Consider the following 24316-nt stretch of genomic DNA (forward strand, 5'->3'; position numbering starts at 1 on the left):
GAGCACGGCCTCGATCGCGCTGCGCACGCTCCATCCGGCAAGGATGCCGACGAGTTCCAGCAGCAGCATGCGGGCGACGAGGATCAGCAGAGGGGCGCTCCACCAGCCGCTCCGGCCGCATCAGCGGATTGAAGCCGAGCGCGGCGTAGACACCGTGCGCGTCGGCGGTGGTCAGCGCGAAACGGCGCACTGTCTCGTAGCCCGGATGATCGAGGAACCACTGCACCATGCGTCGGCCGAGGCCCGCCCCGCGTGCAGGCTCATCCACCCAGACGTCGGCGAGCCAGGCGAAACTGGCGTAATCGGTGATCATGCGGGCGAAACCCACTTGCCCGTGTTCGGGGTGATAGGCCCCGAGACAGTGCGAGCCCGCAATCTGGCGCTCGACCTGTTCGATCGCGATGCCCGGGGTCCAGTAGCTGGAGGCGAGCCAGCCATGCACCCGCGCCACGTCGAGGCGAGCCTTATCGTCGGACAGCGCGATCATCCGATGAACCCCTGAACTACGCGGTCGAGCGCGGGCACGTCGAGCAGGAACGAGTCGTGCCCGAATGGCGCGGAAAGCTCAACGAAGCTCACCGGCAGGCCCGCCGCGTTGAGCGCGTGGACGACATTGCGCGATTCCGCCGTGGGATAAAGCCAGTCGGTATCGAAGCTGACGAGGCAATACCGCGCCTTCGACTTCGCGAAGGCATTGGCGAGCATGCCGCCGTGCTCTTCGGCGAGGTCGAAATAGTCCATCGCGCGGGTAATGTAGAGGTACGAGTTCGCATCGAAGCGGTCGGTGAACGACAAACCCTGATAGCGTAGGTACGATTCGATCTGGAAATCCGCGTCGAAGCCGAAGGTCTTTTCCTCTCGGTTCTGCAGGCGGCGGCCGAACTTCTCTGTCAGGCCCGCTTCCGACAGATACGTGATGTGCGCGGCCATGCGAGCGACGGAGAGTCCCTTCTCCGGCCCCTTCCCGAAGGCGTAGTAATCGCCCTCGCGCCATTCGGGGTCGGCCATGATCGCCTGACGCCCGACTTCGTGGAATGCGATGTTCTGGGCCGAATGCCGCGCAGTCGAGGCCAGCACCAGCACCGCGCGCGTGCGCTCGGGGAAGTTGGCGGCGAGGCTGAGCACCTGCATCCCGCCCATCGATCCGCCGACAAGCGCGTGAAGGCTGTCGATCCCCAGAGAATCGAGCACAGCGATGTGCCCCCGTACCATATCGCGGATGGTGATGACCGGGAAGCGCATGCCCCAGGGCGTACCGTCCGGGCCGTCACTGGCCGGGCCGGTCGAACCCATGCACGAGCCGATCACATTGGCGCAGATCACGAAGAAACGGTCGGTGTCGATCGGCTTGCCGGGGCCGACCATGCGCACCCACCAGCCGGGCTTGCCGGTCTTGGGGTGGTTCGACACGACATGCTGGTCGCCGGTCAGCGCGTGGCAGATCAGGATCGCATTGTCCTTGGCCGCATTCAGCGTGCCGCAGGTCTCGTAGGCGATGCGCGCGCAGGGCAGCATCTGCCCGCCATCGAGCAGCAGCGGCATGTCGAGGTCGAGGTGGCGGTTCTCGATTGGGGGATTGAGCACGGTTGCCATGATCCGAGCCCCAATAGAGGCTCAATCGGGCTCTGTCATTAGCCGCCATGGTGCGTTATGGGGCCGGCCGTCATGAGCGAAACGATCACCACTCCGAAAGCCCCGACTCCCAAGCCCTGGATCGAGGCGATCCACGCCTATGTGCCCGGCAAGTCGAAAGGCAAGGACGGCCGCCCGCTCATCAAGCTCTCCGCCAACGAGAACCCGTTGGGCACCAGCGAGGCCGCGCTGGCCGCGAAGGCCGCCGCGCCCGCGCTCTATCCGGACCCCGACAGCACCGCCTTGCGCACCGCGATCGGCGCGCGCCACGGCATCGATCCGGCGCGCGTGGTGATGGGCACCGGCTCGGACGAACTGCTCAACCTTGCGGCGCAGGGCTATGCGGGCCTCGGCGACGAGGTGATCTACGTGCGCTACGGCTTCTCGGTCTACGACATCGCCGCACGCCGCTGCGGCGCGACGCCCGTTGTCGCGCCCGATGCCGACTACGGCACCGACATCGATGCGCTGCTTGCACTGGTCACCGACAAGACCCGCGTGGTCTTCGTCGCCAACCCCAACAACCCGACCGGATCGTACCTGCCGAAGGGCGAGATCGCGCGCCTCCATGCGGGCCTTCCCGCCGACGTGCTGCTGGTGCTCGACCAGGCTTACGGCGAATATGTCGCGCCCGAGGACGAGGACGGCGCGCTGGCGCTGGCCGCTGCGCACGACAACGTGCTGGTGACGCGCACCTTCTCCAAAATCTTCGGCCTTGCCGGAGAGCGGATCGGCTGGGGCACCGGCGCGCCCGGGATCGTCGCCACGCTCAACCGCATTCGCGGCCCGTTCAACGTCTCCTCCACCGGGCAGGCGATGGCGGAGGCCGCACTGGCCGACACCGCGTTCGTCGAAGCCAGCCGCGTCCACAACCGCGACGAGCGCGCCCGTTTCGTCGCGAAGCTGGAGGCGCTCGGCAACCACGGCCTGCGCCCGCTGCCCAGCCAGGCGAACTTCGTGCTGACCCTGTTCGAAGGCGCCCTCACCGCCGAAGCGGCGTTCGATGGCCTCGCGGATCGCGGCTACATCGTACGCTGGCTGCCGGGACAAGGTCTGCCGCAGGCGCTGCGCATCACCATCGGCAAGAGCGCGGACATGGACGCGATCGCCGATGCCCTGCGCGAAATGGCGGAAGCCGCGAAGTGACCTTTGCCAGCATCGCCATCATCGGCTTGGGCCTGCAGGGCGGCTCGATCGGCCTCGCCGTACGCGAATTCCTGCCCGAGGCACGCACCACCGGCTTCGACCTCAGCCCCGAGCACCGCGCCCGCGCCGCCGAGCGCGGCCTCGTCGACAAGGTCTGCGCCACCGTCAGCGAAGCGGTGCGCGAGGCTGATCTCGTGATCTTCTGCGTGCCGCCGGGCGCGATGGGTATCGCCGCCGAGCAGGTGCGCAGCGCCCTGCCCGCGACCGCGCTGGTCAGCGACGTCGGCTCGTCCAAGCAGGCCATCGCCAAGGCACTGGGCGAAGCGCTGCCCGACCACGTCGTCATCCCCGCCCACCCCGTCGCCGGCACCGAGAACTCGGGGCCGGACGCAGGCTTCGCGCACTTGTTCCGCAACCGCTGGTGCATCGTCACCCCGCCCGCCAAGGTGGACATGGTGCGGTTGTCGCAGCTCGTCGGCTTCTGGGAAGCGCTGGGCGCCAACGTCGAGATCATGACGCCCGAGCACCACGATCTCGTGCTCGCAGTCACCAGCCACTTGCCGCACCTCATCGCCTACACCATCGTCGGCACCGCCTCCGATCTGGAAGACGTGACGCAGAGCGAGGTCATCAAGTATTCGGCCGGCGGCTTCCGCGACTTCACCCGCATCGCCGCTTCCGACCCGACGATGTGGCGCGACGTATTCCTGTCCAACAAGGACGCGGTGCTGACGATGCTCCAGCGCTTCACCGAGGACCTGACCGCCCTCCAGCGCGCGATCCGCGTCGGCGACGGCGAGCAGTTGTTCGATACCTTCGCTCGCACGCGCGCGATCCGCCGCTCGATCATCGAGGAAGGCCAGGACGACGCGCGGCCGGACTTCGGCCGCGGGGATCACGAAGGCCGGTAAAGCACGTCATCCCAGCGAAGGCGGGGATGACGGCCACTTTGTTTATCGGGGCTTGGAGCTACCGGGCATCTCGTGCTTTGAGCGGGCGAACCTCCTGCTCGAGAGCACGACGCCATGCAGCTATCCATCCAAACCATGCTTGAATACGCCGTGCCCGGCCCCGTCGACGTCCTGCTCCAGATCGAGGCGGCGATCATCCCCGAGCAGCGCGTTCTGCACGCTCACATCGAGCTGCCGCCGCTCGAACATTTCGCCCGCGTTCCCGCGCAGGCCTGCATCGGCGAACGCATCTGGCTGCGCACCTCCGCGCCGCTGACGGTCCGCTACGAGGCCACGGTAGAGGTCGATCGCTTCCTCGCGCCGGTGGACGGGCTCCCGGCCATGCCCCCGCACAGGCTGCCGGGCGAAACGGTCGATTACCTGATGCCCTCGCGCTACTGCACCTCCGACACGTTCCACGACTTCGTGGAGAGCGAGTTCGCCGGATTGCAGGGCGGCGCGCGCGTCGGCGCGATCCGCGACTGGATCGCTGGCACGCTGACTTACGAACCGGGCTCCAGCGACGCCTTCACCACTGCCGCCGACACGTTCCAGAGCCGCAAGGGCGTCTGCCGCGACTACGCGCACCTGATGATCGCGTTGGTCCGCGCCAGTGCCATCCCGGCCCGCTTTGCAAGTGCCTACGGCATCGGCGTCGAGCCGCAGGATTTCCACGCCATCGCCGAAGTCTTCCTCGACGGCGCCTGGCATCTCGTCGATGCCACCGGGATGACCACGCCCGACCGCGTCGCCAAGATCGGCGTCGGGCGCGACGCGGCGGACGTCTCGTTCCTCTCCAGCTTCGGCGAGGTGGAAATGCTCTCGCAGACCGTCCGGGTCAGCGCGGCGCGCTAGATATTCAGCGCATTGATCGCGGCGTGGACGCGCGCCTCGACCTCGTCTCGCGGGAGGCCGGGGGCGATGCGTTCGCCGACGCGCAGGGTGATGGTCCCCGGCTTCTTCCAGCGGCGGTGGTAAAGCCGCCCGCTGTCGACAGCCACCGGCACCACCGGCAGCCCCAGCAGCTTGTAGAGCCCCGCGAAGCCAGACTGCAGCGGCGGCCGCTCTCCCGTCTTCACCCGCGTGCCTTCGGGGAAGATCGCCAGCGGGCGGCCCTGCGCGGCGAGACCGCGCGCGCTCGACACCATGGTGCGGAGAGCCTTGGCGCCCTCGCCACGCTCCACCACGACCGCGCCATAGCGGCGCAAGGCCCATCCCCAGCCAGGGATTTCGGCCAGTTCCGCCTTGGGGAAAGGGGCCGGACGCTGCATCTGCGCGGGCAGGTCGATCGCCTCGTAGAAGCTCTCGTGCTTGATCGCGACGAGCACGCCCTCGTTCGGCAGTTCCCCTTCGATGACAAGGCGGATGCCAAGCAGCCAGCGGGCGCACCAACGGTGGAACAGGCCCCAGCCGCGCACGGCGCGGCGCAGCGGCTCCTCACCGAACAGCGAGCCCACGAAACAGGCGGTCACCATCACGATCGTGCCCGGATAGAACACGACATAGAACAACAGAGAACGTACAACGTCGAGCGGGTTCGCCCTTTCGGAATTCATCGCAGGGCTTCCCAGAGGTTGAGCGCGGCACGGGCCAGCAGCTTGTGATATTCGAGGAACAGCGTGCTCAGGCTGGGATGCGAGGGCACGCCGTCCAGTTCCAGCCGAACGTCGTCGGGAAATTCGCGGGCGATTTCCAGCGCGGCGCGGCGCATGTGCCAGTCTGCCGTGACGAGGCGTACGGACTTGGCATTGTGTTCGGTCACCCACTGCACTGCCTCGACGGCGTTGGAGCGGGTATCGTAGGCCCGGTAGCCCAACGTCACGCAGCAGCGCATCAGGCGCGCGGGTACGCGGAACTGGTGCGCGAATTCGCGGGGACGCACCTCCCGATCGACGCCGGAGACGAGCATGTCCGGCGCTTTGCCCGCCTCCAGTACCTTGACCGCATGCTCGATGCGGCCCTGGCTGCCGGTGAGGACGATGATCGCGTCGGTCTTCACGCTCGCGGGCAAAGGCCCGGGCAGGGAAACGGCGAACCACAGGAACCCGAAGGCCCAGAGCAGCACGACAGAGGCGGTGAAGCGACGAAACATAGATGAATAGCTATATAGGGGTTTGCGCCGGTTACAGCATCTTTCGCAGCGCATGCAGCACGGTAAGTCGCGCCGTCAGCATGGCGAGCAGCGTCGCCAGCACCGGCACGACCGCAAGGATCAGCCAGTCGCTCCACACCAGCGCGCCGCTGTCGACCAGCCCCGCACCCAGCCCCTCGAACCGTCGCCCGAGGGTGAGGATCACCACCATCGCCAGCGCGAGTCCCACCGCGCCGCCGCCGGCTGCGTCATAGCCGATCGAGCGCTGGAACACCCGCGCCACTTGCGCGTCGGTGCCGCCGAGCAGGTGGACGATCTCGATCGTGTCCCGGTTCGCCCCCAGCGCCGATCGTGCCGCCAGCAGCACGGCCGCCGCCAGAGCGCCCGCCAGCAGCGCGACGATCACCATCGCCAAGACCTGCAGCGACACCATCGCGTCGAACACCGGCCGCAGCCAGTTCGACTGCGCATCGATCCGGGCGGACGGCGCCACCGGCGTCACCCGCTTCGCGATCGCGGCCAGTTGCGCCGCGCTCGCAGGGCCGTTCAGGCGCACGTCGATGAGCGCCGGAACGGGGATCGCCGAGCCGGTCGCCGCCGCGATGCCGGTGCCCAGCCAGGGTTCGATCAGCGCGTCCAGTTCCGCCTGCGGAACCTGCCGCAGCCCCGCGACGCCGGGCATCGTCTTGATCGCCTCGACCGCGCGCGCGGCTTGCGCTTCACGCACGTCAGCCCGCGGCTCGATGATCTGCACGGTGACGCCGCCGTCGATCTCGGCCTTTGCCGCCGAAACCGCATTGCCGAGCGCCAGCCCGGCCGCGAGGGCGATAGCGGTCATCGCCACCATGATCGCGATGACCCAGGACATCGGCCCGGACATGCGCCCCTGCGGGATCAGTTCGACCCGGCTTCCGGCGGTGAACCATCGACCCAGAACCGACGAGCGCCTCACGTCAGCTTCCTTGGCGGATAGCGCAGCGCGCCGGTGGGATCGGAAAGCCGCCCCTTGTCCAGCCGCATGATGAGGCTGTCGGGCACCTTGCGCAGCAGGTCAAGGTCGTGGGTGGCGACCACCACCGTCGTGCCCTGCCGGTTGAGCATCTCGAACAGGCGGATCAGCTTGGCAGCCATGTCCGGATCGACGTTACCGGTAGGCTCGTCCGCCACCAGCATGGCGGGGCGGGCGATGACGGCGCGGGCGATGGCAACACGCTGCTGCTCGCCGCCCGAAAGCGTGGCGGGGCTGGCGTCGATACGGTCGGTCAGACCCACCCATTCGAGGATGTCGCGCACCGGCCCGGCGATGTCCTTCTCGGCATGGCCCGCCACGCGCAGTGGCAGCGCCACGTTGTCGAAAGCGGACAAGTGCTCAATCAGGCGAAAGTCCTGGAACACCACGCCGATCCGCCGCCGCATCACGGGGAGCCGGGCACGCGGAAGAGTGATGGCGTCGGTCCCGAACATGCGGATCGCCCCGCGCGAGGGCCGCTGCGCAAGGTAGAGCAGCCGCAGCAACGAAGTCTTGCCCGCGCCGCTCGCGCCGGTGAGGAAATAGAACCGCCCCGCATGGAGCGTGAACGTCAGGTCGCTCAGCACCTCGCGATCGGTGCCGTAGCGAAGGCCGACATTGTCGAAGTGGATGATTTCCCCGTCGCTGGTCATGCTCGTCAAGGATCGTGTTACACAGTCGGACCGAACGGGCGACCTTCATGCCTATAGCCATCCATGCATGTGGAAAAAAGAGCGTCATGGCGCGAACCCACAGGCGAGGCGCTTGTCGCGCGCGAGCAAGCCGTGCTTATGAATGCGATCATGATCATCGCCTGCCCTGCCTGTTCCACGCGCTACGCTGTCCCTGACAGCGCCATCGGCGTGGAAGGTCGGACCGTGCGCTGCGCCAAGTGCCGGCACAGCTGGTTCCAGGAACCGGCTGAACTGGAAACCGAAGGCGCTTTCGCCGCGCCGGTCGAGGCCGAAGCGGCCGTCAGCCCATCGCCGGTACATGCCGCGCCCGTGCAGCCAGCTCCGGAGCCGGTTTCCCAGCCGATCCCTCAGGCTGCAGCACGACCGGCGCCGCGCCCCGCCGTCGTGGTTCCCCGTGCCCCGGAACCGGCCGCCGAGGCCCCGCGCTCCGAACCGATGCCGCCGCCGGCACCTTCGCGTCGCCCCGGCCCGGTCTATTACGACGACACATCGACCAAGCCCTATTCCGACGAAGGCCCGTCGAGCTTCGATTTCTCGCCGCCGTTCCGTCCGCGCCGAAACTGGTCGCGGATCGGCACTTTCGCCGCGATCGCCTTTGCGGTGGCGACGCTGGGCCTCGCCGTCGCCGTCGCCGTGGGCGGGCTGCCCGACTGGCTGCCGATCCCGCGCGCGACGTTCAGCCAGGCCCAGCCCGACCTCAAGCTGGACTTTCCGCGCGGCCGCCAGGATCGCAAGCCGCTGCCCGACGGCACCGAGTTCTTCAGCGTGAGCGGCACGATCACCAACATCGGCGCGGAAACCCGCAAGGTGCCCTCGCTGCTGGTGGTGCTGCGCGACCGGCGTGAAACCGTGGTCTATGCCAAGGAAGTCGTACCCGCGAAGAACCGTCTCGCCCCGGGCGAGACGATCACCGTCAACGAAGCCCTGACCGACATCCCCAAGTCCGCCGCTGCCGCCGAGATCGGCTGGAAGCCCGACTGACCCCCGCGCCCCTCCCCGCCGGGGAGGACGCGCCAATGCCGTGACAAATCGTTCATTTGCCGCGCGCGCGCCGTGCCCGCAAACACCGTCAAGAGGGCATTAACCCTCACGGGGGCACGAATCTTGAAGCGCGGGCGACCTTGAGGCGAAGAGCGGCAAAGGAAATGCGTCGGTCCGGGTCGGAACCGGCGCTGGTGCCATGCCTTCTGGGCCTGATCGGCGCTTGCGCCGCGCAGGGTGCGCAGGCGCAAGACGCCTCGGCAAGCGACGCGGCGATCTCCGTCCAGAAGCGAGCGCGCCCCGAACTCGATCCGGTGCCCGTCCGCTTCGGCAGCTTCGAAGCACTGGTCTCGACCGAAGCTCGCATCGCCTATGACGACAACATCTATGCGGCCCGCAACGACAAGACCGGGGATGCCCTCGCAACCCTGAGCACCCGCCTCTCGGCCCATTCCACCTGGAGCCGCCACGCCGTCTCCCTGGATGGCGATGCGGCGCTGGTCCGCGGGTTTTCACAGCCCAACGAAGATACCGAAACCTACGATGCACGATTTGGCGGGCGCCTCGATCTCGGCACCCTGACACGGCTTGCGGCGAGGGCGGGATATTCCCGCGCCTTCGAACCGCGCGGCTCGATCGGCGACACCACCTTGCGCGGCCCGCGCATCGCCTACAACGCGCTGGAACTCGGCCTTGATGTCGAGCACACGGCAGGACGCCTGATCCTGGGCGCTCGGGCCGGGCTCGACGGCTACCATTACGCAGCCTATCGCGCGGGCGGCGCCCAGATCGCTCCTGGCGACCGCGACTATCGCACCTGGAATGCCGGGGCCAGCGCGGGCTATGCCATCGCACCCGGCGTGGCTACTTTCATCGAGGGCAGCTACAATCAGGCCCACTACCCCGGCGATACCGGCGCATTCGACCGCAGTTCCAGCGGCTGGTCGCTGCGCGGCGGGCTTGGTTTCGGGGTCACGCGTCTGGTCCGTGGCCGCGCCGCGATCGGCTACCAGGATCAACGCTACGACGACCCGGCCTTCCCGCGTATCAAGGGACTGGACTTCAGCGCCGGCGTGGAATGGAGCCCCACCCGTCTGATGACCTGGGCGCTGGAAGCACGCCGGTCGATCCAGCGCTCGCCACTCGTCGGCGTCGCCGGCATTCGGCAAAGCCGCTATGGCATTCGTCTCGACTATGAAGCTCGCCGCAACCTGATCCTGTGGGGGCGCCTCGACCGCACGGTCAGCGAGTATGCGAGCACCGCGCGCAACCAGACCGACCTTTCCGGCGGCCTGGGCGCCGACTGGCTGCTTGGCCGCAAGTTGCGGCTCGCGGCGCAGGCAGGGCTCCAGCGCACCCGCAGCGACGGCACCGGAGGCCGCGAATTCGATCGCAGGCGCATGTCGGTGTCCGTCAGGTATACGCTGTGACCTCCTCGGCAATCCCCGGCAAGGCGACGCAGAACGGGTCGCTGGCGTGGAGGATGGCGATCGCGGCGGCGCTGGCCATCGCGATCCTCGCTATCGCTCGATCGCCCTTCTCGCCCGCACCGATGCCCCGCCCGGCAATCACGAATGCCGCCGTCAGCGCGCCCCGGCCTCTGCCGCCGGATGCAAGGCCGCAGCCCGCACTTTCCGCCGAGGACGCGCGGACATCCAACGACCGCGTGCCGATAGCGGACCCGTCCCCGCTGGCAGCGCGGCCCTTCACTTTTGCCGGTGACGACGAATCCCGCCTCCGCGCTCGCGATTGCCTCGCTGTGGCAGCGTTCCACGAAGCGGGCGACGATCCCGCCGGCGAACGCGCCGTCGTCCAGGTCGTGCTCAACCGCGTGCGCCATCCCGCGTTTCCGGACAGTGTCTGTGCGGTCGTCTTCCAGGGATCGGAGCGGAAGACGGGTTGCCAGTTCACCTTCACCTGCGACGGCGCGCTTGGCCGCGTTTCGCCGCCCGCCGCCCTCGTTCGCGCGCGCGCCATCGCACAGGCAGCCCTGACGGGTGCCGTCGAGCCGCACGTCGGCCTCGCGACGCACTACCACGCGGACTACGTGGTGCCCCGTTGGCGCGACGGAATGGTCAAGCTGGCCCGCCAAGGCGTCCATCTGTTCTATCGGTGGCCGGGCTACTGGGGCTCTCCCGCCGCCATGCGCCGTACGCCTCCAGCAACAATCGAGCCGCGCATTTCCGCCATGGCCGCGGCTTCGGGGTCACCCGCACCTGCCGCGGAACGTCCGGCCGATATCGGCCTCCTGCCGGCCCTTGCGCGGCCGCTGCCGCTTGCAATCCCGGCTGCGCTGGACTTTGTCCTCGACCCCCAGGCTGCCACCGGAACGTTCGCGCTCAAGGCGCTCTCGCTTTGCGGGCGTTCCGCAGATTGCCGCGTCGCCGGGCGGATAGCGCAGGACGTCGGCTTCCTCTACGTGCGCCGCGGCGGCAGCGAAGGTGCCTACTGGGACTGCGCGCGCTTCCAACGGGCGGACCAAGCGCAGTGCCTGCCGAAAGGCCCGGCGCTCCAACGCCTGCTCGCCGCCAGTTGAAGCGCATGTACACGGCCCACCGTTCCATCGAAGAAGCCCCCCAACCCGCGCCGGATGCCGATGGCCCGACGCAGATTCGCCTGATCCTTGCCCTCGCGCGGCCGCATGCCCGCGCTCTGGCGCTTGTCGCGGCACTGACCCTGGCGGGCTCGGGAACGACCCTTACCATCCCCTGGCTCGCGGGAACCCTTGCTGGACATCTCGTGGAAGCCGGCTCGACCGGGACCGTGCGGCTCGTCGCCCTGCTGGTCGGAGCGATCGTGGCATCCGCCGCGCTGGGGGCGGTAGTGCAGATCGTATCGGGCGAAACGGCTGCGCGCATTCTCGCCGACTTGCGCTCAAGTCTCTATGCGCATCTCCAAAGGTTGCCGATGAGCTGGCACGTCGCGCACCGGCACGGCGACGTGCTTGCTCTGATCACCAGCGAGGTCGCCCATCTCGGCCATTTTCTTACCGGTACGCTGGTCGCGATACCGCCCCTGCTGGTGACTGCCGCAGGCGCCGCATTGCTGATGCTGCGGATCGACCCTGCCCTTGCCCTGCTGGTGCCGGTGCTGGTGCCCACTTACGTCATCATCCTCAAGCTGGTCGGCCGCCGTCTTCGGGATCTGGGGGCACGCGAACAGGAAGCGGAAGCCCGTGTCCTCGCTCTCGCCGAGGACAATCTCGGCGTCATCGCCGCCATCAAGACGTTCACGCGCGAAGAACCGGAACATGCCCGGTATCGCCGGCGGGTAGATGCCGCCCGCCGCGTGTCGGTACGCCTCAACCGGCTGGAAGCGCTGGTGGAGCCGGTTGGCACGCTCGTGGCCGCGCTGGCCGCGCTGGCGCTGTTGCTGATGGTCGGCGATCACGTTCATCGAGGCCGCCTTGCCACGCAGGAACTGTTCTCCTTCCTGTTTTACGCCGCCCTGCTCACCCGGCCCGTGGCCGCTCTGGCCGAAAGCTGGAGCCAGGTGCAGGTGACACGCGGCATCCTCGCGCGCATGGCCCAGGTGCTCGCGGCCGGCGCCGAACCCGGCTATGCTCCGGCCGCGCGCCTCCCCCGCCTGAATGGAGAAATCCGCTTCGAAGGAGTCGATTTCGCCTATCCCGGCCGACCGCCGGTGTTGAGCGGCTTCGACCTCACCATCGCACCGGGCGAGAAAGTGGCCATCCTCGGCGGGAACGGCATCGGCAAAACTACGCTCGTCGCCCTGTTGCTGCGGCTGTACGATTGCCGCTCCGGCCGCATCATGCTCGACGGCCACGACATCACCGGCGTTGCAGTGGAAACCCTGCGCCGCCAGATCGCCCTCGTACCGCAGCGCCCCGAACTTGTCAGCGGCACCGTGCGCGAGAACATCGCCTTCGGCCGCCACGGAGCGAGTGCGGCCGAAATCGAGGCGGCTGCACGCCGCGCCGATGCCTACGACTTCATCCAGGCGCTGCCGCAAGGCTTCGATACCGGGATCGGCGATCACGGAGTGCGCCTGTCCGGCGGCCAGGGCCAGCGCATTGCGCTTGCCCGCGCGCTGTTGAAGGACGCCCCGATCGTGATCCTCGACGAAGCGACGTCGATGTACGATCCGGAAGGCGAAGAGCGCTTCGTGGAAACATGCGCCCGGATTCTCCATGGACGCACGGTGCTGCTCATCACGCACCGGCCGGCCAGCGTGGCGCTGGCAGACAGGGTGATCCGCCTCTGAACGAAACAACCCAAAATCGTGCGAGCCCGGCCATTCCGGCCGAGCCCGCAACAATTGAACACTTGTTTTTGTCTTTGCTTACCCGAAGGACCCGTCGAAAGGGTCAGAAGTAACGCTCAAGAACGCGTATCGTATCGCCCGGCATGACCACGACGATCTGTCCGGCATTGATTTGGACCGACTTCTCCGCCGCGCCGGGCATTCGGCGAAGGTTCACCCGCCCCGCATTGGCGCGGTAGCTGAACCCGCCTGCAGCCGCCACCGCCTGTTCGATCGACATGCCGGCAACGTAAGGATATTGCCCCGGCTTCTGGACTTCTCCCAGAATATAGTACGGTCGATAGTTGAGGACTTCGACGCTGACTTTCGGATCTGTCATGTAGCCGTCCGCAATGCGGAGTGTAAGGGCGTGCGACAGGTCTTCCACCGTCTGCCCGGCCGCATCGACCATGCCGACCAGCGGAAACGCGATCTTGCCCGCGCTGGACACGGCATATTCACCCGAAAGATTGGGTTCGTTGTAAACCGTCACGCGCAGCTTGTCGCCCGCGCCGAGACGATAGGTATCGAGCCCCAAGCGCGCTTCGGCGGCGCTCAGCGGCGCTGTGCCCGTTGCGGCGCAACCCTGTATCGACAGCGCCGCGCCGCAGATTGCCGCTATATGGATCATACGGCGGTACGGATTGCAGATCCTCATCACGTGCCCGAAATCTCCTTCCCCGTGCGTCGCACATCGTGTGGCGATCAGACCCCCGCGCGATGGAATACTCCAATTACAAAAATGAAATTCAAAATATTCGGCAATTTTGTAGAATAATTGTTGAATATTTCAAAACTGAAATCGTTACATTTTTGTAAACTTCCGACATATACTTGCGCCACTCAAACAAAAAAGCCGAAACTGCACCCGATTCCGACGGGCCGATGATGTGGCACGGAAAACAGGGGTGGCATCAGAGTGAATCAACCTATCGTTCTTGCGCCCCCGCCGGGGGTCATCGTTCCGCCGGTTCGGCCGGGCGCCGCCGAAACCCCGGACCGGATCGATCCCGGCATCCTGATCGCATTCCTTCGCCGCCGCTGGCCCATCATGCTCGGAATGCTTCTCGCATCCCTGGCCTCCGGTTTCGCCCTTACCGCGACGCGGACCCCCACTTACCTCGCGACCGCCGAGATTACGCTGGACCCCAAAGTGGAGCCCATCGCCCCGCTGACCGACGAGGATCGCCTCGCGGCCCAGGGAGGCATGGGCGAGACCTGGATAGACACGCAAGTCGAAGTGATCACATCAAGCGACAACGTCGCCGCGGTCGTCGATCGACTTGCCCTTCCCCGCCGCTTCGCCAGGGACGACCGCACTGCTGCGCAAGCGCGGCAGGCAGCGATCGACTATGTCGCGGGCGGCGTATCCGCCTTCCGCTCGGGTGCGACCTACACGCTTTCCGTCAGCTTCGAGAGCGAAGATGCGCAGGAAGCCGCGCGGATCGCCAACGCCTTCGCCGCCCAGTACACCGAAGGCGGCGTGACCGAGAAGGAAGCCGCAGACACCCGCGCCTTACGCGAGATCGGCGCGCGCATGGCCAAGGCAAGCACGCAGGCCTCCGCCGACGCCGCCGTCCTCTCGCACTATCGCCTCGCGCACGACCTGCCAAGCACCAGCGACCGCTCGCTGACCGAGCAGGAAATCTCGGCCTACAACCAGGAGGTCACCTCGGCACGGGCGCAGGCAGCCGAAGACGCTGCTCGCCTGGCGACCGCCCGCCAGCAACTCGGCTCGGGATCGAGCGGGGAGGATGTGGGCGAATCGCTCGGCTCTCCGGTGATCGCCTCGTTGCGACAGCAGCAGTCCGCCTATGCTGCCGAAATAGCATCTCTTTCCAGCAAGTACGGACCGCGCCACCCGGACCTCCAGCGCGCGCGAAGCCAACTCGCTTCGGTGGATGCCCAAATCGCCGAGGAAATCGGCCGGGTGGTTTCGAACCTTTCCGCCAAGGCGGCAGTATCACAGCGGCGCCTTGGTTCGCTGTCCGGCTCGCTGCGTGCATCGGAAGGTGCGCTTCGCCGCGACAACGTGGCGATGGTTGATCTGCAGGACCTTGAGCAACGCGCGCAGGCTTCGCGCCAGCTCTACGAAAGCTATCTGGGGCGATACAAGGAACTCGCCGCCCGCATAGGCATTCGCCAGCCGCAAGCCCGGGTGCTCCATCCCGCTCAGCCAAGCGACAGGCCGGCCCGCCCCGATATCCTGCTCAACATGGTACTGGCCGGTGCCATCGGTCTGGGTCTGGGCCTTGCCTGCGCCATCGCGGCGGAACTGATGTTCAGCGGCTTCACGACCGGCGAGGAGATCGAACGACGCCTCGGCTTGCGCTACTTGTGCTCGATCCCCGAACTTGGTTCCGTGGCCAGCCGCAAGGCGCGCGGTGATCCGGTCGATGCGGTGGTCGAACAGCCGCGCTCCGCTTTTGCGGAGGCGTTTCGCAACCTGCGCGCCTCGATCGCCTTCGCTGTCGAAAGTCCCAGGATCATTGCAGTGACGTCGGCCCTTCCCGCAGAGGGCAAGACCACCGTGGCCCTGTGTCTCGCCCGGTCGATGGCCGGGGCCTCCGATGCGATACTCCTGATCGACTGCGACGTGCGGCGCCGCGGGGTCAGTCGATGGATCGGCGGCACGCGCGAAATCGGCCTGCTGGAGGTGCTGCGCGGCGATGCCAGGCTGGAGGACGCGATCGTCATCGACCCGCGCACTGGGCTTTCGATCCTGCCTCTCAGCGCCGCACGCGAGGAAGACCACGCGCTGCTCACGGGTCCTGCCATGGATGCGCTGCTGGCCGCTGCGGGACAGGGATTCGACGCCGTCATCATGGACACCGCGCCGGTGCTGCCGATGGCCGATGCCCGACTGCTGCTGGGCAAGGCCGACGCGGCAGTCATCGCCGCGCGCTGGCGCCGTACCCCGGAAGCCGCGATCCGGTCGCTGCTGAGGCTGCTCCCGGAAGGCGCGGTCGGCCTCGCCGGCGCCATCCTCACCCGCGTGGACGTACGCAAGCAGGCCGCCTTCGGCCTCGACGAGAACGCGTTCTACAAGGCGTACAAGGACTACTATGCTTAACCTGCGACCGGTCCCGGAAGACGGCGACGACGGCCTTCTCGACCACGTTCGCCAGCGCTTCCGCAAGGTGGCGATCGTGCATTACTGGCTGGTCACGATGCGCGGCGGCGAGCGGGTGATCGAGCGATTGCTGCGGCTTTTCCCCCAAGCCGACATTTTTACCCACGTCTACGATCCGGCGCGCGTCTCTCGCACCATCGCCGGGCGCAAAGTGACCACCAGCTTCATCCAGAAGCTGCCCGGAGCACGCAGGCACTACCAGAAATACCTGCCGCTCATGCCCATGGCGCTCGAGGAACTGGACCTGCGGGGCTACGATCTGGTCATCAGCAGCGAAAGCGGCCCGGCGAAAGGCGTCATAACCGATCCCGACGCCATGCATTTGTGCTATGTCCATTCGCCGATGCGCTACTTGTGGGACCACTACCACCAGTACCGCGAAGGGACGGGGCCGCTGAACCGCGCGGTGATGCCGTTCCTGTTCCATCGCCTGCGTACCTGGGACGTGGCATCGGCATCGCGCGTCGATCGCTACGTCGCCAATTCGCATTTCATCCAGCGCCGTATCGAACGCGCCTGGCGGATGCCTTCCACGGTCGTCCATCCGCCGGTCGACGTAGACCTTTTCGCCGCCTCCCACGAGATCGACGATAGCTACCTGTGGGTCGGGCAACTGGTGCCCTACAAGCGCCCGGACCTTGCGGTCGAGGCTTTCAACCGCCTGGGCCTGCCATTGACCGTGGTGGGTGACGGGCCGATGGCAGCAAGCCTGCGGCGAATGGCAGGCTCTACCGTGACGATAATCCCCCGCCTCGACTTCGCCAGCCTGCGCCGACACTACGCCCGCTGCCGCGGCTTCGTCTTCACGGCCGAGGAGGATTTTGGGATCGTCCCGGTCGAAGTAATGGCTTCGGGCCGGCCGGTGTTGGCCTTCGGCAAGGGCGGCGCGCTCGACACCGTCGTCGATCGCCAGACCGGCCTGTTTTTCGACCGACAGACCGTCGATTCATTGAGCGAAGCGGTATCCCGGTTCGAGGACTGGTTGCCGTCCTTCGACCCGGAACTCGCCATGATCCAGGCACGCCGGTTCGCGCCCGCCGCATTCGACGCCGGCATCCTGCGATCGTTGATCTGACGGAAACACGGGCATGGAACTGACCGTCATCGGAACGATCGAACTGTTCGTCGCGCTGGCGCTGTTCGCCTTCGGAACCGTGCGCGCGCTGTTCGCGCTGGTGATGGGGGCGACATTGCTCGGCGGCTCGGCGGCCCTCAACCTTACGGCGCTGGGGGGCTCGTCGATCTCGCCGGCACACTTCGCGCTGGGATTCCTGTTGCTGCGCTGCCTGGCCCCGGGAGGCGTGAGCGGTGCCAATCTGGCCGCCGCAGTGCGCGGCAACACCTGGCTGATCGTCTTCGTCGCCTACGGGGTCCTCGCCGCCCTAGTGCTGCCGCGCATCTTCGCCGGAGAGATCGACGTAACCCCGCTGCGAGGCCAGATCCGCGCCCGCTACGGCACCCAGCTCGCCCGGATTCTTGCCGCAGAACCCCTGCGTTTCACGACCCAGAACCTGACGACCGCCGCATACATGACGGGCACGATGACGATGGCATTGGCGGCTTGTGCGGTATTGCGGCACCGACCGAACGGCGGGCGAACGCTGGCCAGGACCGGTGCGCTGATCGGTATCGCGCACGCGCTTTCGGGTTTCGCCGGGGTGGCGCTGCGCGGAACCCCGGCAGAGGCCCTCTTCCACTTCTTCCGCAACGGCAACTACGCCCAGCTCGATCATGAATGGGGCGGCTTCGTGCGCATGAACGGTCTGTGGCCCGAGGCATCCTCCTTCGCGAGCTTTGCCGTCGTCTGGTTCGTGTTCACCTTCGAATGCTGGCTGCGCCGCGTCGATCCCCGATGGAACGGCCCGGCCGCGCTGCTGCTCGGCATCGCGCTGATCACCAGCACGTCATCGACGGCCTACGTCGGATTGGCGCTATTCGCTGCCGTCATGGTGCTGCGCATCGCGACAACGCCGCACCTGCTGCCTCCTGACCGGCTTGCATGGCTGTCTCTCGCGGGCCTTGCGGCGATCATCGCGGTCAGCGCCTTGCTGGTGCTGGAACCCGCGCTCGCCGCATCGATGCAACGACTTCTGGAGCACATGACGCTGGACAAGGCCGATTCCTTTTCCGGTCGGCAGCGGTTGTTCTGGGCGGGACAGGGCCTGACCGCGTTCGTCGGCTCGCACGGGCTGGGCATCGGACCGGGTTCGTTCCGCTCGTCGAGCCTCATCACCGCGATCCTCGGCTCGACCGGCATCATCGGCGCCTGTACATTCGTGCTGCATGTGGTCCGCGCCTTTGCCCCGCTCGCCGCATCGACCTGGAGCCGCAGTTGCGACCGAGACCGCGATGTCGGCGCGGCTGCTGCGTGGTCGGTGCTCGTGGGGGTGGCCGTGGCTTCGGTGTCTTCTCCAAGCTGCGATCCCGGGCTTACTTTCGCCGTCCTTTCCGGGAGCGCCATCGCGCTGCGCGCCGGTCGCGGCGACAGGTCGAGGGTTGCAGCGCGCGCGGATCAGCCGCTTTCCCGTGTCGGTGCGGCCTGAATCAATCAGGACGTTCGCCTCGCAGGCCTGAGGCGGCGCAGGAAGGTCGCCAGTTCCATCCGGCGTGAACGGCCCATCAGGGCCAGCAGCACGCCTACATAGACGAGCACTCCCTGCGTCACCAGAAACACCATGCGAGCAAGGGCCGGGAGACTCCTGGGTCCGCCATCGACCGGCATGGTGTCGCCAGTACCCCACACGACGATCGCCATGACCACCGCCGCGCCCAAGGGCGGGGCTATGCCAGCAAGCACCTCGATCGCGCGCACTCCGGTCGCCCGCTGCAGCAGCCCGAGTTGCAGCGCCAGCGTGACATAGGCCCGCAAGACATATGCCGCCGCGAACCAGACCAGCCCGTATGGGGCGGCAGCGAGGCAGAACAACACGGTCAGGACAAGCTGGATTCCCGCCAACCTGGCCATGACGCCCGCCTTGCCGAGGACCGTCAGTGCCGGATCGGCGAAGAAATTGAGCGCAAATGGCGGGGCCAGCAGGCACAGAACCCTCGCAACCGGCACGCTTTGCACCCATTGCGGACCGAACAGCAAAGGTATCAGCGCATCGGCCAGCACACCGATCCCGGCTATCGCGGGAAAGGCGATTGTCGCGGTCGCCGAGACCATTCGTACGTAGCCGCGCCGAAACACGGGCAAGTCATGCTGCAACTTCGCCAGCGTCGGCACGGCTACGCTGGCGAACGGGCTGATCACCCCTTGCGCGACGACCTCGATCGACTTCCATGCCGTACGGTAGACGCCTACGGCCGCCGGCCCGATACTGTGGCCCAGGATCATGTCCTGCGTGCGGTTGAGCGCCACCAGCAGCAATTGCGAGCCGGCGACGCCCGCTCCCAGCCGCCATTGCGCCCGCAGCGTCGTCCAGGAAAACTGCAGACCCGGCTTCCAGCGAAATGCGTGCCAGGCGACGAGGGTGCTTATCGTCTCGCTTGCAAAACGCTGCGCCACCAGCGCCCAGACTCCCCAACCCGCCTGTGCTGCCAGCAGGGCGAGCGTGCCCCCGATCACACCCGCGCCAAGCGAACGGATCGCCAGCGCGCGATGGCCGAAGGCGCGAAGCGTGCGGCTCATGTGCGAGGCCCCTGCTGCAGAAACCGGCACCACGCATCCAAGCGCCGCCACGACCGGCGCCGCCGAGGGACTGCCCATCGCCTCAGCCAACGGATGGCGCAGCACCACACAGGTGATCGCGACCAGCAGCGCCATGCCCAGGTTGCCCCAGAACACCGTGTCGGCGAGACGCGCGGTAATCTCCGGAGCACGGTAGAGACTGCTCACCAACCCGCCTTGCGCGATGATCTTGCCCACTTCCGCCACGGCAAGACCGACGATGAATACACCAAAGGTCGCCGGATCCAATCGATGCGCCAGCGCCGCGAAAATGACGAAAGCGAACACCTGATCGCCACCGAAGCGGACGATGCTCCACCCCACGGCGCCGGCAGCGCGGCGGCTCAACCTGCTTTCGCCGGCCATTTCCGGATTTCTTGCCATACCGGACTTGCATAGAATTGCCGCAGATGCGAGACAATACTGACTCTGCTTAATCGGGATTTGAATTACGTGAATACTCGATTAAATTCTTTTAATCCCCTGATCGTCGAACTCGAAAATCAACTTTCGGAAACAATATCACTTTATTCTTCTCCGGATTTTGCACTCCTTGACTTTCCGAACCATGCCAACGTCGGCGATTCCGCGATCTGGCTGGGAGAACTGCGACTGCTGGGAAAACTTGCCGGCGCAGCGCCCGGTTATGTCTGTGCATTCGACAATTTCGATGAGGAGGCGATGCGCGCCGCAGTTCCCGAAGGCACCGTGTTCCTGCATGGGGGCGGCAATTTCGGCGATATCTGGAACCATCACCAGACGTTTCGCGAGGATGTGATCGCCCGCCTTGGCGACCGCCGTATCGTGCAACTGCCGCAGTCGATTCACTACGGCGACCCGGAGCGGATCGCCCGTACCGCACGCGTGATAGCGGCTCATCCCGACTTCACCCTGCTGGTCCGCGACCTTCCCTCGCTCGACCTCGCCCGCCGCCATTTCGACTGCGCGGTCAAGCTCTGCCCGGACAGCGCCTTCGCCATGGGGGAGCGGGAGGGCGCGCCTGCTTCCATCGACGTGCTGGTCATGCTGCGCACGGACAAGGAACGATCGGAAACAATCGGCCTGCCTACCGACATCACCGTCGAGGATTGGCTGATCGACGATACCGCCGCCGTGCGACGTGCCAAGGCCGCCGGGATCATGCGCGCGTGGACGTCGCTTTCGCCTGCAAGCGCACGTGCGTCGGCTTACGAGGCAGCGGCGCGGCACCGGGTCGAGCGCGGATTCCGGCAACTCGCCCGAGGACGGGCAATCGTCACCGATCGGCTCCACGTCCACATTCTGTCGCTGTTGCTGGGGCGCCCCCATGCGGTTCTGGACAACCATTACGGCAAGATCGCGCGCTTTCTGGAAGCCTTCACGCAAGGTTCCCCGCTGGTCCATCGCGCAGAGGGGATCACCGATGCAGTGGACTGGGCAAGGACGACCGGCGACCGGCGCGTGGCTGCCTGAGGCGGCGCCTACCCCGCTGGCCGGTAACGCGGCACCCGTTGTCCGATACGGCGCAGTGCCGCGTCGATCGCGGCATGAAGAGGTGGCTCGAACCATAAGGCGATGGCGACGGCAACGGCCGCCGTCCCTGCGAAAGCGAGGATGACCGCCGGAACCACGCCCAGCCTTGCCGCCGCAAGCAGGATTGTGCCGCCGACATGGATGTGGATGAGATAGAGCGGGTAAGTGGCGAGCCCGGCAAGGCGCAGCACGCCGCCGAACCGGCCGATCCGCGCCGCCACTTGCGCTCGCCAGAGGAACGAAGCCGCGATCAGCGCGGCCAGGCAAAGCCAGAGTGCATAGGCCCATGGCCATTGCGCCGACAAATCGGTGCGTGCTCCCATCTCCCATTCGGCGGCGGTGCGCACCTGCACCGAAGCGGCAACGATGCACGTCGCCGCAAGGCCGAGATGACGCCGCCCCAAATCTCCCTCACCCATACGGGCGCAGAGCATCCCGAGCGCGAAATAGACGCCGTGCTGCAGCAGGAGCAGTTCAGCCAGCCGCCCGCCGGGTTCGATCGCATCCGATGCGGCGACGAGCCAATAGGCGGCGCTGGCTATGCCCAGCACCCACACCAGCGCGTGCATCGCGCGCTCCGGCGCCCCCGAAGAGAGGACCACCCCGACAATGGCGTAGAAGGCCAGCTCTATCGGAATGGTCCAGAACTGGCCGACGATCCATGGCCCCCATGGTACGAATGCGATCGTCTTCAGGCTCAGCACCACCGCCTGGGCGGTTGCGGTGCCGAACACGAACACCGCAGTGGGCAGCGCTATGGCCACGGCGATCAGCACCGCCGGCAGCAACCGGGCGGCGCGGCGGCGGGCGAAGCGCCTCGCGCTCACGCCCCGAGCGGAATAGGCGATGACCGATCCGGAGACCACGAAGAAGACCTGCACGCCTACCCAGCCGCACCAGGTCAAGGCATATCCCGCTGGAAAGGCATCGGAACGGCCAAGTGCGCCATGCAGGCTGCTGCCGTCCAGCGCCCAGGCCTTGAAGCCGAGATGATAGAGCACGACCAGGCTCGCGGCGGCAAAGCGTACGAGGTCGAGCCCGTAGACGGGCTGCCTGCGACCGGCGTTTTGGGCACGCACTGCACTCATGACACGATCATCGCCGGGCTCCCTTGCAGGGACAAATTAACTCCTGGTCATGGCTGCCAGAAGTCCCCGAGCCTGATCGCGCCAGGAATAGCGCGCGGCACGCTCGAAACCGGCGTGGCGCAGGGCATCGGCCTGCTCGCGATTGTAAAGGACCCGCCGCACTGCGGCAAGGATGTCCGTGCTGTCGTGCGGATCGCAATAGAGCGCGGCAGAGCCGCATCGCTCGGTTATCGAGGGGATCGCCGAGGCGACCACCGGGCAGCCGAGACTCATCGCCTCGACCGGGGGCAGCGGCGACGCCTCGTAGAGCGATGGGAACAGCAGACAACCCGCGCGTCGATAGTATCCCGCAAGGGTTTCGAGATCGGGAACCTGCCCGATGAAATCGATCATGGATTCGACGTCGGAGGCGACGCGGGCGCGGATCGGCGCGAGGATTTCATTGCCGCCGCCCACCAGCACGGTGCGCACACCGTCTTCGCGTGCCAGATATTGCGCAACCTCGATCACGCGCTCGACGTTCTTCCTGCGCGATAACGATCCGACATAGAGAACCATGCGCTCCCGCTCGCCATGATCCACGCGCTCCACCCTGTCGCGAATCCAGGCGCCGTTCTGCAAGGCGACCACGCGAGCGCCGCGATGCAGGCGACGTAAACGCTCCGCCTCCGTATCGCAGACCGTGAACACCGTGTCCGCACCGCGCAGCATCACCGGCAACAGCGCCCCGTGCGCGGCGCGGTAGCGCAGCGAGTAGGCCTGGGGCAACGAAAGGTACGACACATCGTGGATCATCACCGAAAGGCGCTGCCTTCCGAGTGCCGAGGCGAGCGGAACGGTATTGCCGAGGCACAGCAGGCGCCGGCCAGCGGCCATGCGCGGCAGCACGAACTGCTCCCAGGCATGCCCGCTGGCGCCGCCGCGCCGTTCCACCGGAATATGACGCAAGCCCAGCCCGGAGACGTCCGCATTCTGTTCGCAGGCAAGCGCAAGATGCAGGGGCGTCTCTCCGGCACCGCGCAGCCGGTCCATTTCGGCGACCAGTTCGCGCGCGACCCGCTGCACCCCGGTCACCGGTTGCATGAGGAACCGCCCATTGATCAGTATCGCATCGCCGCACTGCGACATCCACGCCCCCTTTCCCCTGCGTTCAATGACGTGCCCTGACATTGCAGGGAAGACGGGCCCGCGCCGCCGAGGATTAAAACTTGGCAAGGCCCGGTATCGCCCGTCGAGTTCGCTGCAGCGCAATATTATGTTGCGGCGCGATTCTCCGGGAATTTCGATGCTGCCTGTATATATCAATGGAAAGTTCTACTCGGGCGGCCTCAACGGCGTTCACCGCGTTGCCGACCGCCTTGTTCGGGAAATCGATGCGCGTCTGGGCGTTCCCGGCGCCCCGCGGGTTACCCTGCTCCTGCCCACTCGCGATGGCGGCGACTGGAAGCCGATGCTGCGCAACATCGCAGTGCGGGAACTGGACGAGGTCGCCTCGCAATATTGGGAGCAACGCAGGCTTCCCGCGCTCTCCTCCGACGGCGTGCTGGTCAACCTCGCGAACCTCGCGCCGCTGCGCCACCGCCGCAAGGTGACGCTCATCCATGATGCGCAGTTCCTGGTCCCTGACAGTTCCTATCCGCTGCGCCAGCGCGTGGGCTACCGGTTCCTGGCCCCGCACATGGCCCGTTCGAGCGCAGCCGTGCTCACCGTCAGTGACTATTCCCGGCGCGTGCTTGATGTGATGGGTGTCTCTGCGGCGCGGCGCACGCACGTGCTCTACAACGGCGCCGACCATATCCTGGAGGACGATGCGGACTGCTCGGTGCTCGCCGCGCACGGCCTTGCGCTGCGCGGCTACGCACTGATGTTCGGCAGCCCGAAGGCGTACAAGAACAATGCCGTGGTTTTCGCAGCCTATGCGCGAAAAGCACCGGCGGGTGTGCCGCTGGTCGTCGTCGGTGCTTCGCGAGATGCCCTGGCCGCAGCCGGGTTGGCAGTCCCGGAGGACGCGATATTCGTCGGCCCTTGCGGCGATGCCGCGCTGCGCGCGCTCTATGCCGGTGCGCGATGCCTGCTTTGCCCCTCCCGTACCGAAGGTTTCGGCCTGCCTCCGCTCGAAGCGATGCTCTGCGGCACGCCCGCCGC

Annotated in this window: 22 protein-coding genes; 12 read left to right on the forward strand and 10 right to left on the reverse strand. The window is 66.8% G+C overall.

Annotated features, from left to right (window positions below; translation table 11 throughout):
* Together LH128_RS12450 and metX are read right to left on the reverse strand one after the other, a co-directional pair.
* The coding region (locus tag LH128_RS12450; RefSeq protein WP_008829991.1) for a GNAT family N-acetyltransferase at window positions 1-487 on the reverse strand (487 nt) is incomplete at its 3' end.
* A complete protein-coding gene (metX, locus tag LH128_RS12455; protein ID WP_008829992.1) occupies window positions 484-1593 on the reverse strand; it encodes a homoserine O-acetyltransferase MetX in 1110 nt (369 codons plus the stop codon). The genes metX and LH128_RS12450, both read right to left, overlap by 4 nt.
* 57 nt (window positions 1594-1650) lie before the next feature.
* Between metX and hisC the strand changes: the two genes are divergently transcribed.
* The 3 genes from hisC (at window position 1651) to LH128_RS12470 (ending at window position 4583) form a co-directional block, all read left to right on the forward strand.
* Window positions 1651-2778, forward strand: a complete 1128-nt coding sequence (gene hisC, locus LH128_RS12460) for a histidinol-phosphate transaminase (RefSeq protein WP_008829993.1) — start codon at window positions 1651-1653, stop codon at window positions 2776-2778.
* On the forward strand, window positions 2775-3689 hold the full coding sequence (locus LH128_RS12465) for a prephenate/arogenate dehydrogenase family protein (RefSeq protein WP_008829994.1): 915 nt from the start codon (window positions 2775-2777) through the stop codon (window positions 3687-3689). Before hisC ends, LH128_RS12465 begins: the two co-directional genes overlap by 4 nt.
* 114 nt (window positions 3690-3803) lie before the next feature.
* Window positions 3804-4583, forward strand: a complete 780-nt coding sequence (locus LH128_RS12470; protein ID WP_008829995.1) for a transglutaminase-like domain-containing protein — start codon at window positions 3804-3806, stop codon at window positions 4581-4583.
* On the opposite strand, the gene LH128_RS12475 is transcribed toward LH128_RS12470, so the two are convergent.
* Genes LH128_RS12475 through ftsE form a run of 4 tightly spaced genes read right to left on the reverse strand, consistent with a single transcriptional unit; the run spans window position 4580 to window position 7482 of the window.
* Entirely contained in the window at window positions 4580-5284 is a 705-nt protein-coding gene (locus LH128_RS12475) for a lysophospholipid acyltransferase family protein (protein WP_008829996.1), read from the reverse strand. The genes LH128_RS12470 and LH128_RS12475 overlap by 4 nt on opposite strands.
* The gene (locus tag LH128_RS12480) at window positions 5281-5820 is read right to left on the reverse strand and encodes a YdcF family protein (protein ID WP_008829997.1); all 540 of its coding nucleotides are present in this window, start codon (window positions 5818-5820) and stop codon (window positions 5281-5283) included. The genes LH128_RS12475 and LH128_RS12480 overlap by 4 nt, the downstream gene beginning before the upstream one ends.
* A 31-nt stretch (window positions 5821-5851) precedes the next feature.
* On the reverse strand, window positions 5852-6772 hold the full coding sequence (locus LH128_RS12485; RefSeq protein WP_008829998.1) for a cell division protein FtsX: 921 nt from the start codon (window positions 6770-6772) through the stop codon (window positions 5852-5854).
* Window positions 6769-7482: a cell division ATP-binding protein FtsE gene (ftsE, locus tag LH128_RS12490; RefSeq protein ID WP_008829999.1), complete on the reverse strand. Its 714-nt coding sequence runs from the start codon at window positions 7480-7482 to the stop codon at window positions 6769-6771. The genes LH128_RS12485 and ftsE overlap by 4 nt, the downstream gene beginning before the upstream one ends.
* 150 nt (window positions 7483-7632) lie before the next feature.
* On the opposite strand from ftsE, the gene LH128_RS12495 reads away from it, so the two are divergent.
* The 4 genes from LH128_RS12495 to LH128_RS12510 all read left to right on the forward strand — a co-directional run bounded on the left by LH128_RS12495 (window position 7633) and on the right by LH128_RS12510 (window position 12729).
* A complete protein-coding gene (locus tag LH128_RS12495; protein ID WP_036526192.1) occupies window positions 7633-8505 on the forward strand; it encodes an MJ0042-type zinc finger domain-containing protein in 873 nt (290 codons plus the stop codon).
* Between the two features lie 164 nt (window positions 8506-8669).
* Window positions 8670-9935 carry an outer membrane beta-barrel protein gene (locus LH128_RS12500; RefSeq protein ID WP_008830001.1) on the forward strand — a complete coding sequence of 422 codons (1266 nt, stop codon included), beginning with the start codon at window positions 8670-8672 and terminating at the stop codon, window positions 9933-9935.
* Entirely contained in the window at window positions 9932-11041 is a 1110-nt protein-coding gene (locus LH128_RS12505; protein WP_008830002.1) for a cell wall hydrolase, read from the forward strand. Before LH128_RS12500 ends, LH128_RS12505 begins: the two co-directional genes overlap by 4 nt.
* A 5-nt stretch (window positions 11042-11046) precedes the next feature.
* On the forward strand, window positions 11047-12729 hold the full coding sequence (locus LH128_RS12510; RefSeq protein ID WP_008830003.1) for an ABC transporter ATP-binding protein: 1683 nt from the start codon (window positions 11047-11049) through the stop codon (window positions 12727-12729).
* 103 nt (window positions 12730-12832) lie between these two features.
* Here LH128_RS12510 and LH128_RS12515 read toward each other — a convergent pair whose 3' ends face one another.
* The gene (locus LH128_RS12515; protein ID WP_036525960.1) at window positions 12833-13426 is read right to left on the reverse strand and encodes a polysaccharide biosynthesis/export family protein; all 594 of its coding nucleotides are present in this window, start codon (window positions 13424-13426) and stop codon (window positions 12833-12835) included.
* Between the two features lie 261 nt (window positions 13427-13687).
* Here LH128_RS12515 and LH128_RS12520 point away from each other — a divergent pair, with 261 nt between their 5' ends.
* The 3 genes from LH128_RS12520 to LH128_RS12530 are packed head-to-tail and all read left to right on the forward strand — an operon-like array spanning window position 13688 to window position 18444.
* Window positions 13688-15841, forward strand: coding sequence for a GumC family protein (locus LH128_RS12520; RefSeq protein ID WP_008830005.1), 2154 nt, complete (start codon window positions 13688-13690; stop codon window positions 15839-15841).
* A complete protein-coding gene (locus LH128_RS12525) occupies window positions 15834-16976 on the forward strand; it encodes a glycosyltransferase (protein ID WP_008830006.1) in 1143 nt (380 codons plus the stop codon). The genes LH128_RS12520 and LH128_RS12525 overlap by 8 nt, the downstream gene beginning before the upstream one ends.
* 13 nt (window positions 16977-16989) lie before the next feature.
* Window positions 16990-18444: an O-antigen ligase family protein gene (locus LH128_RS12530; RefSeq protein WP_008830007.1), complete on the forward strand. Its 1455-nt coding sequence runs from the start codon at window positions 16990-16992 to the stop codon at window positions 18442-18444.
* Between the two features lie 5 nt (window positions 18445-18449).
* On the opposite strand, the gene LH128_RS12535 is transcribed toward LH128_RS12530, so the two are convergent.
* On the reverse strand, window positions 18450-19919 hold the full coding sequence (locus LH128_RS12535) for a lipopolysaccharide biosynthesis protein (protein ID WP_327195146.1): 1470 nt from the start codon (window positions 19917-19919) through the stop codon (window positions 18450-18452).
* A gap of 105 nt (window positions 19920-20024) precedes the next feature.
* On the opposite strand from LH128_RS12535, the gene LH128_RS12540 reads away from it, so the two are divergent.
* Window positions 20025-21023 carry a polysaccharide pyruvyl transferase family protein gene (locus LH128_RS12540; RefSeq protein ID WP_008830009.1) on the forward strand — a complete coding sequence of 333 codons (999 nt, stop codon included), beginning with the start codon at window positions 20025-20027 and terminating at the stop codon, window positions 21021-21023.
* Window positions 21024-21031: 8 nt separating this feature from the next.
* On the opposite strand, the gene LH128_RS12545 is transcribed toward LH128_RS12540, so the two are convergent.
* The gene (locus tag LH128_RS12545; protein WP_008830010.1) at window positions 21032-22171 is read right to left on the reverse strand and encodes an acyltransferase family protein; all 1140 of its coding nucleotides are present in this window, start codon (window positions 22169-22171) and stop codon (window positions 21032-21034) included.
* Window positions 22172-22207: 36 nt separating this feature from the next.
* Complete coding sequence (locus LH128_RS12550) at window positions 22208-23299, reverse strand: glycosyltransferase family 4 protein (RefSeq protein WP_008830011.1); 1092 nt, start codon at window positions 23297-23299, stop codon at window positions 22208-22210.
* 157 nt (window positions 23300-23456) lie between these two features.
* On the opposite strand from LH128_RS12550, the gene LH128_RS12555 reads away from it, so the two are divergent.
* Window positions 23457-24316, forward strand: an 860-nt coding sequence (locus tag LH128_RS12555) for a glycosyltransferase family 4 protein (RefSeq protein WP_008830012.1), incomplete at its 3' end; no start/stop codon positions are given.

The organism is Sphingomonas sp. LH128, from assembly GCF_000293195.2.
GTDB classification, from domain to species: domain Bacteria; phylum Pseudomonadota; class Alphaproteobacteria; order Sphingomonadales; family Sphingomonadaceae; genus Novosphingobium; species Novosphingobium resinovorum_A.

Coding starts and splice junctions, on each gene's coding strand:
- LH128_RS12470 (WP_008829995.1), top strand. CDS start 3,804: ATGCAGCTATCCATCCAAACCATGCTTGAATACGCCGTGCCCGGCCCC.
- hisC (WP_008829993.1), top strand. CDS start 1,651: ATGGGGCCGGCCGTCATGAGCGAAACGATCACCACTCCGAAAGCCCCG.
- LH128_RS12510 (WP_008830003.1), top strand. CDS start 11,047: ATGTACACGGCCCACCGTTCCATCGAAGAAGCCCCCCAACCCGCGCCG.
- LH128_RS12480 (WP_008829997.1), bottom strand. CDS start 5,820: ATGTTTCGTCGCTTCACCGCCTCTGTCGTGCTGCTCTGGGCCTTCGGG.
- LH128_RS12545 (WP_008830010.1), bottom strand. CDS start 22,171: ATGAGTGCAGTGCGTGCCCAAAACGCCGGTCGCAGGCAGCCCGTCTAC.
- LH128_RS12525 (WP_008830006.1), top strand. CDS start 15,834: ATGCTTAACCTGCGACCGGTCCCGGAAGACGGCGACGACGGCCTTCTC.
- LH128_RS12515 (WP_036525960.1), bottom strand. CDS start 13,426: ATGAGGATCTGCAATCCGTACCGCCGTATGATCCATATAGCGGCAATC.
- LH128_RS12495 (WP_036526192.1), top strand. CDS start 7,633: ATGATCATCGCCTGCCCTGCCTGTTCCACGCGCTACGCTGTCCCTGAC.
- LH128_RS12475 (WP_008829996.1), bottom strand. CDS start 5,284: ATGAATTCCGAAAGGGCGAACCCGCTCGACGTTGTACGTTCTCTGTTG.
- metX (WP_008829992.1), bottom strand. CDS start 1,593: ATGGCAACCGTGCTCAATCCCCCAATCGAGAACCGCCACCTCGACCTC.
- LH128_RS12550 (WP_008830011.1), bottom strand. CDS start 23,299: ATGTCGCAGTGCGGCGATGCGATACTGATCAATGGGCGGTTCCTCATG.
- ftsE (WP_008829999.1), bottom strand. CDS start 7,482: ATGACCAGCGACGGGGAAATCATCCACTTCGACAATGTCGGCCTTCGC.
- LH128_RS12500 (WP_008830001.1), top strand. CDS start 8,670: ATGCGTCGGTCCGGGTCGGAACCGGCGCTGGTGCCATGCCTTCTGGGC.
- LH128_RS12530 (WP_008830007.1), top strand. CDS start 16,990: ATGGAACTGACCGTCATCGGAACGATCGAACTGTTCGTCGCGCTGGCG.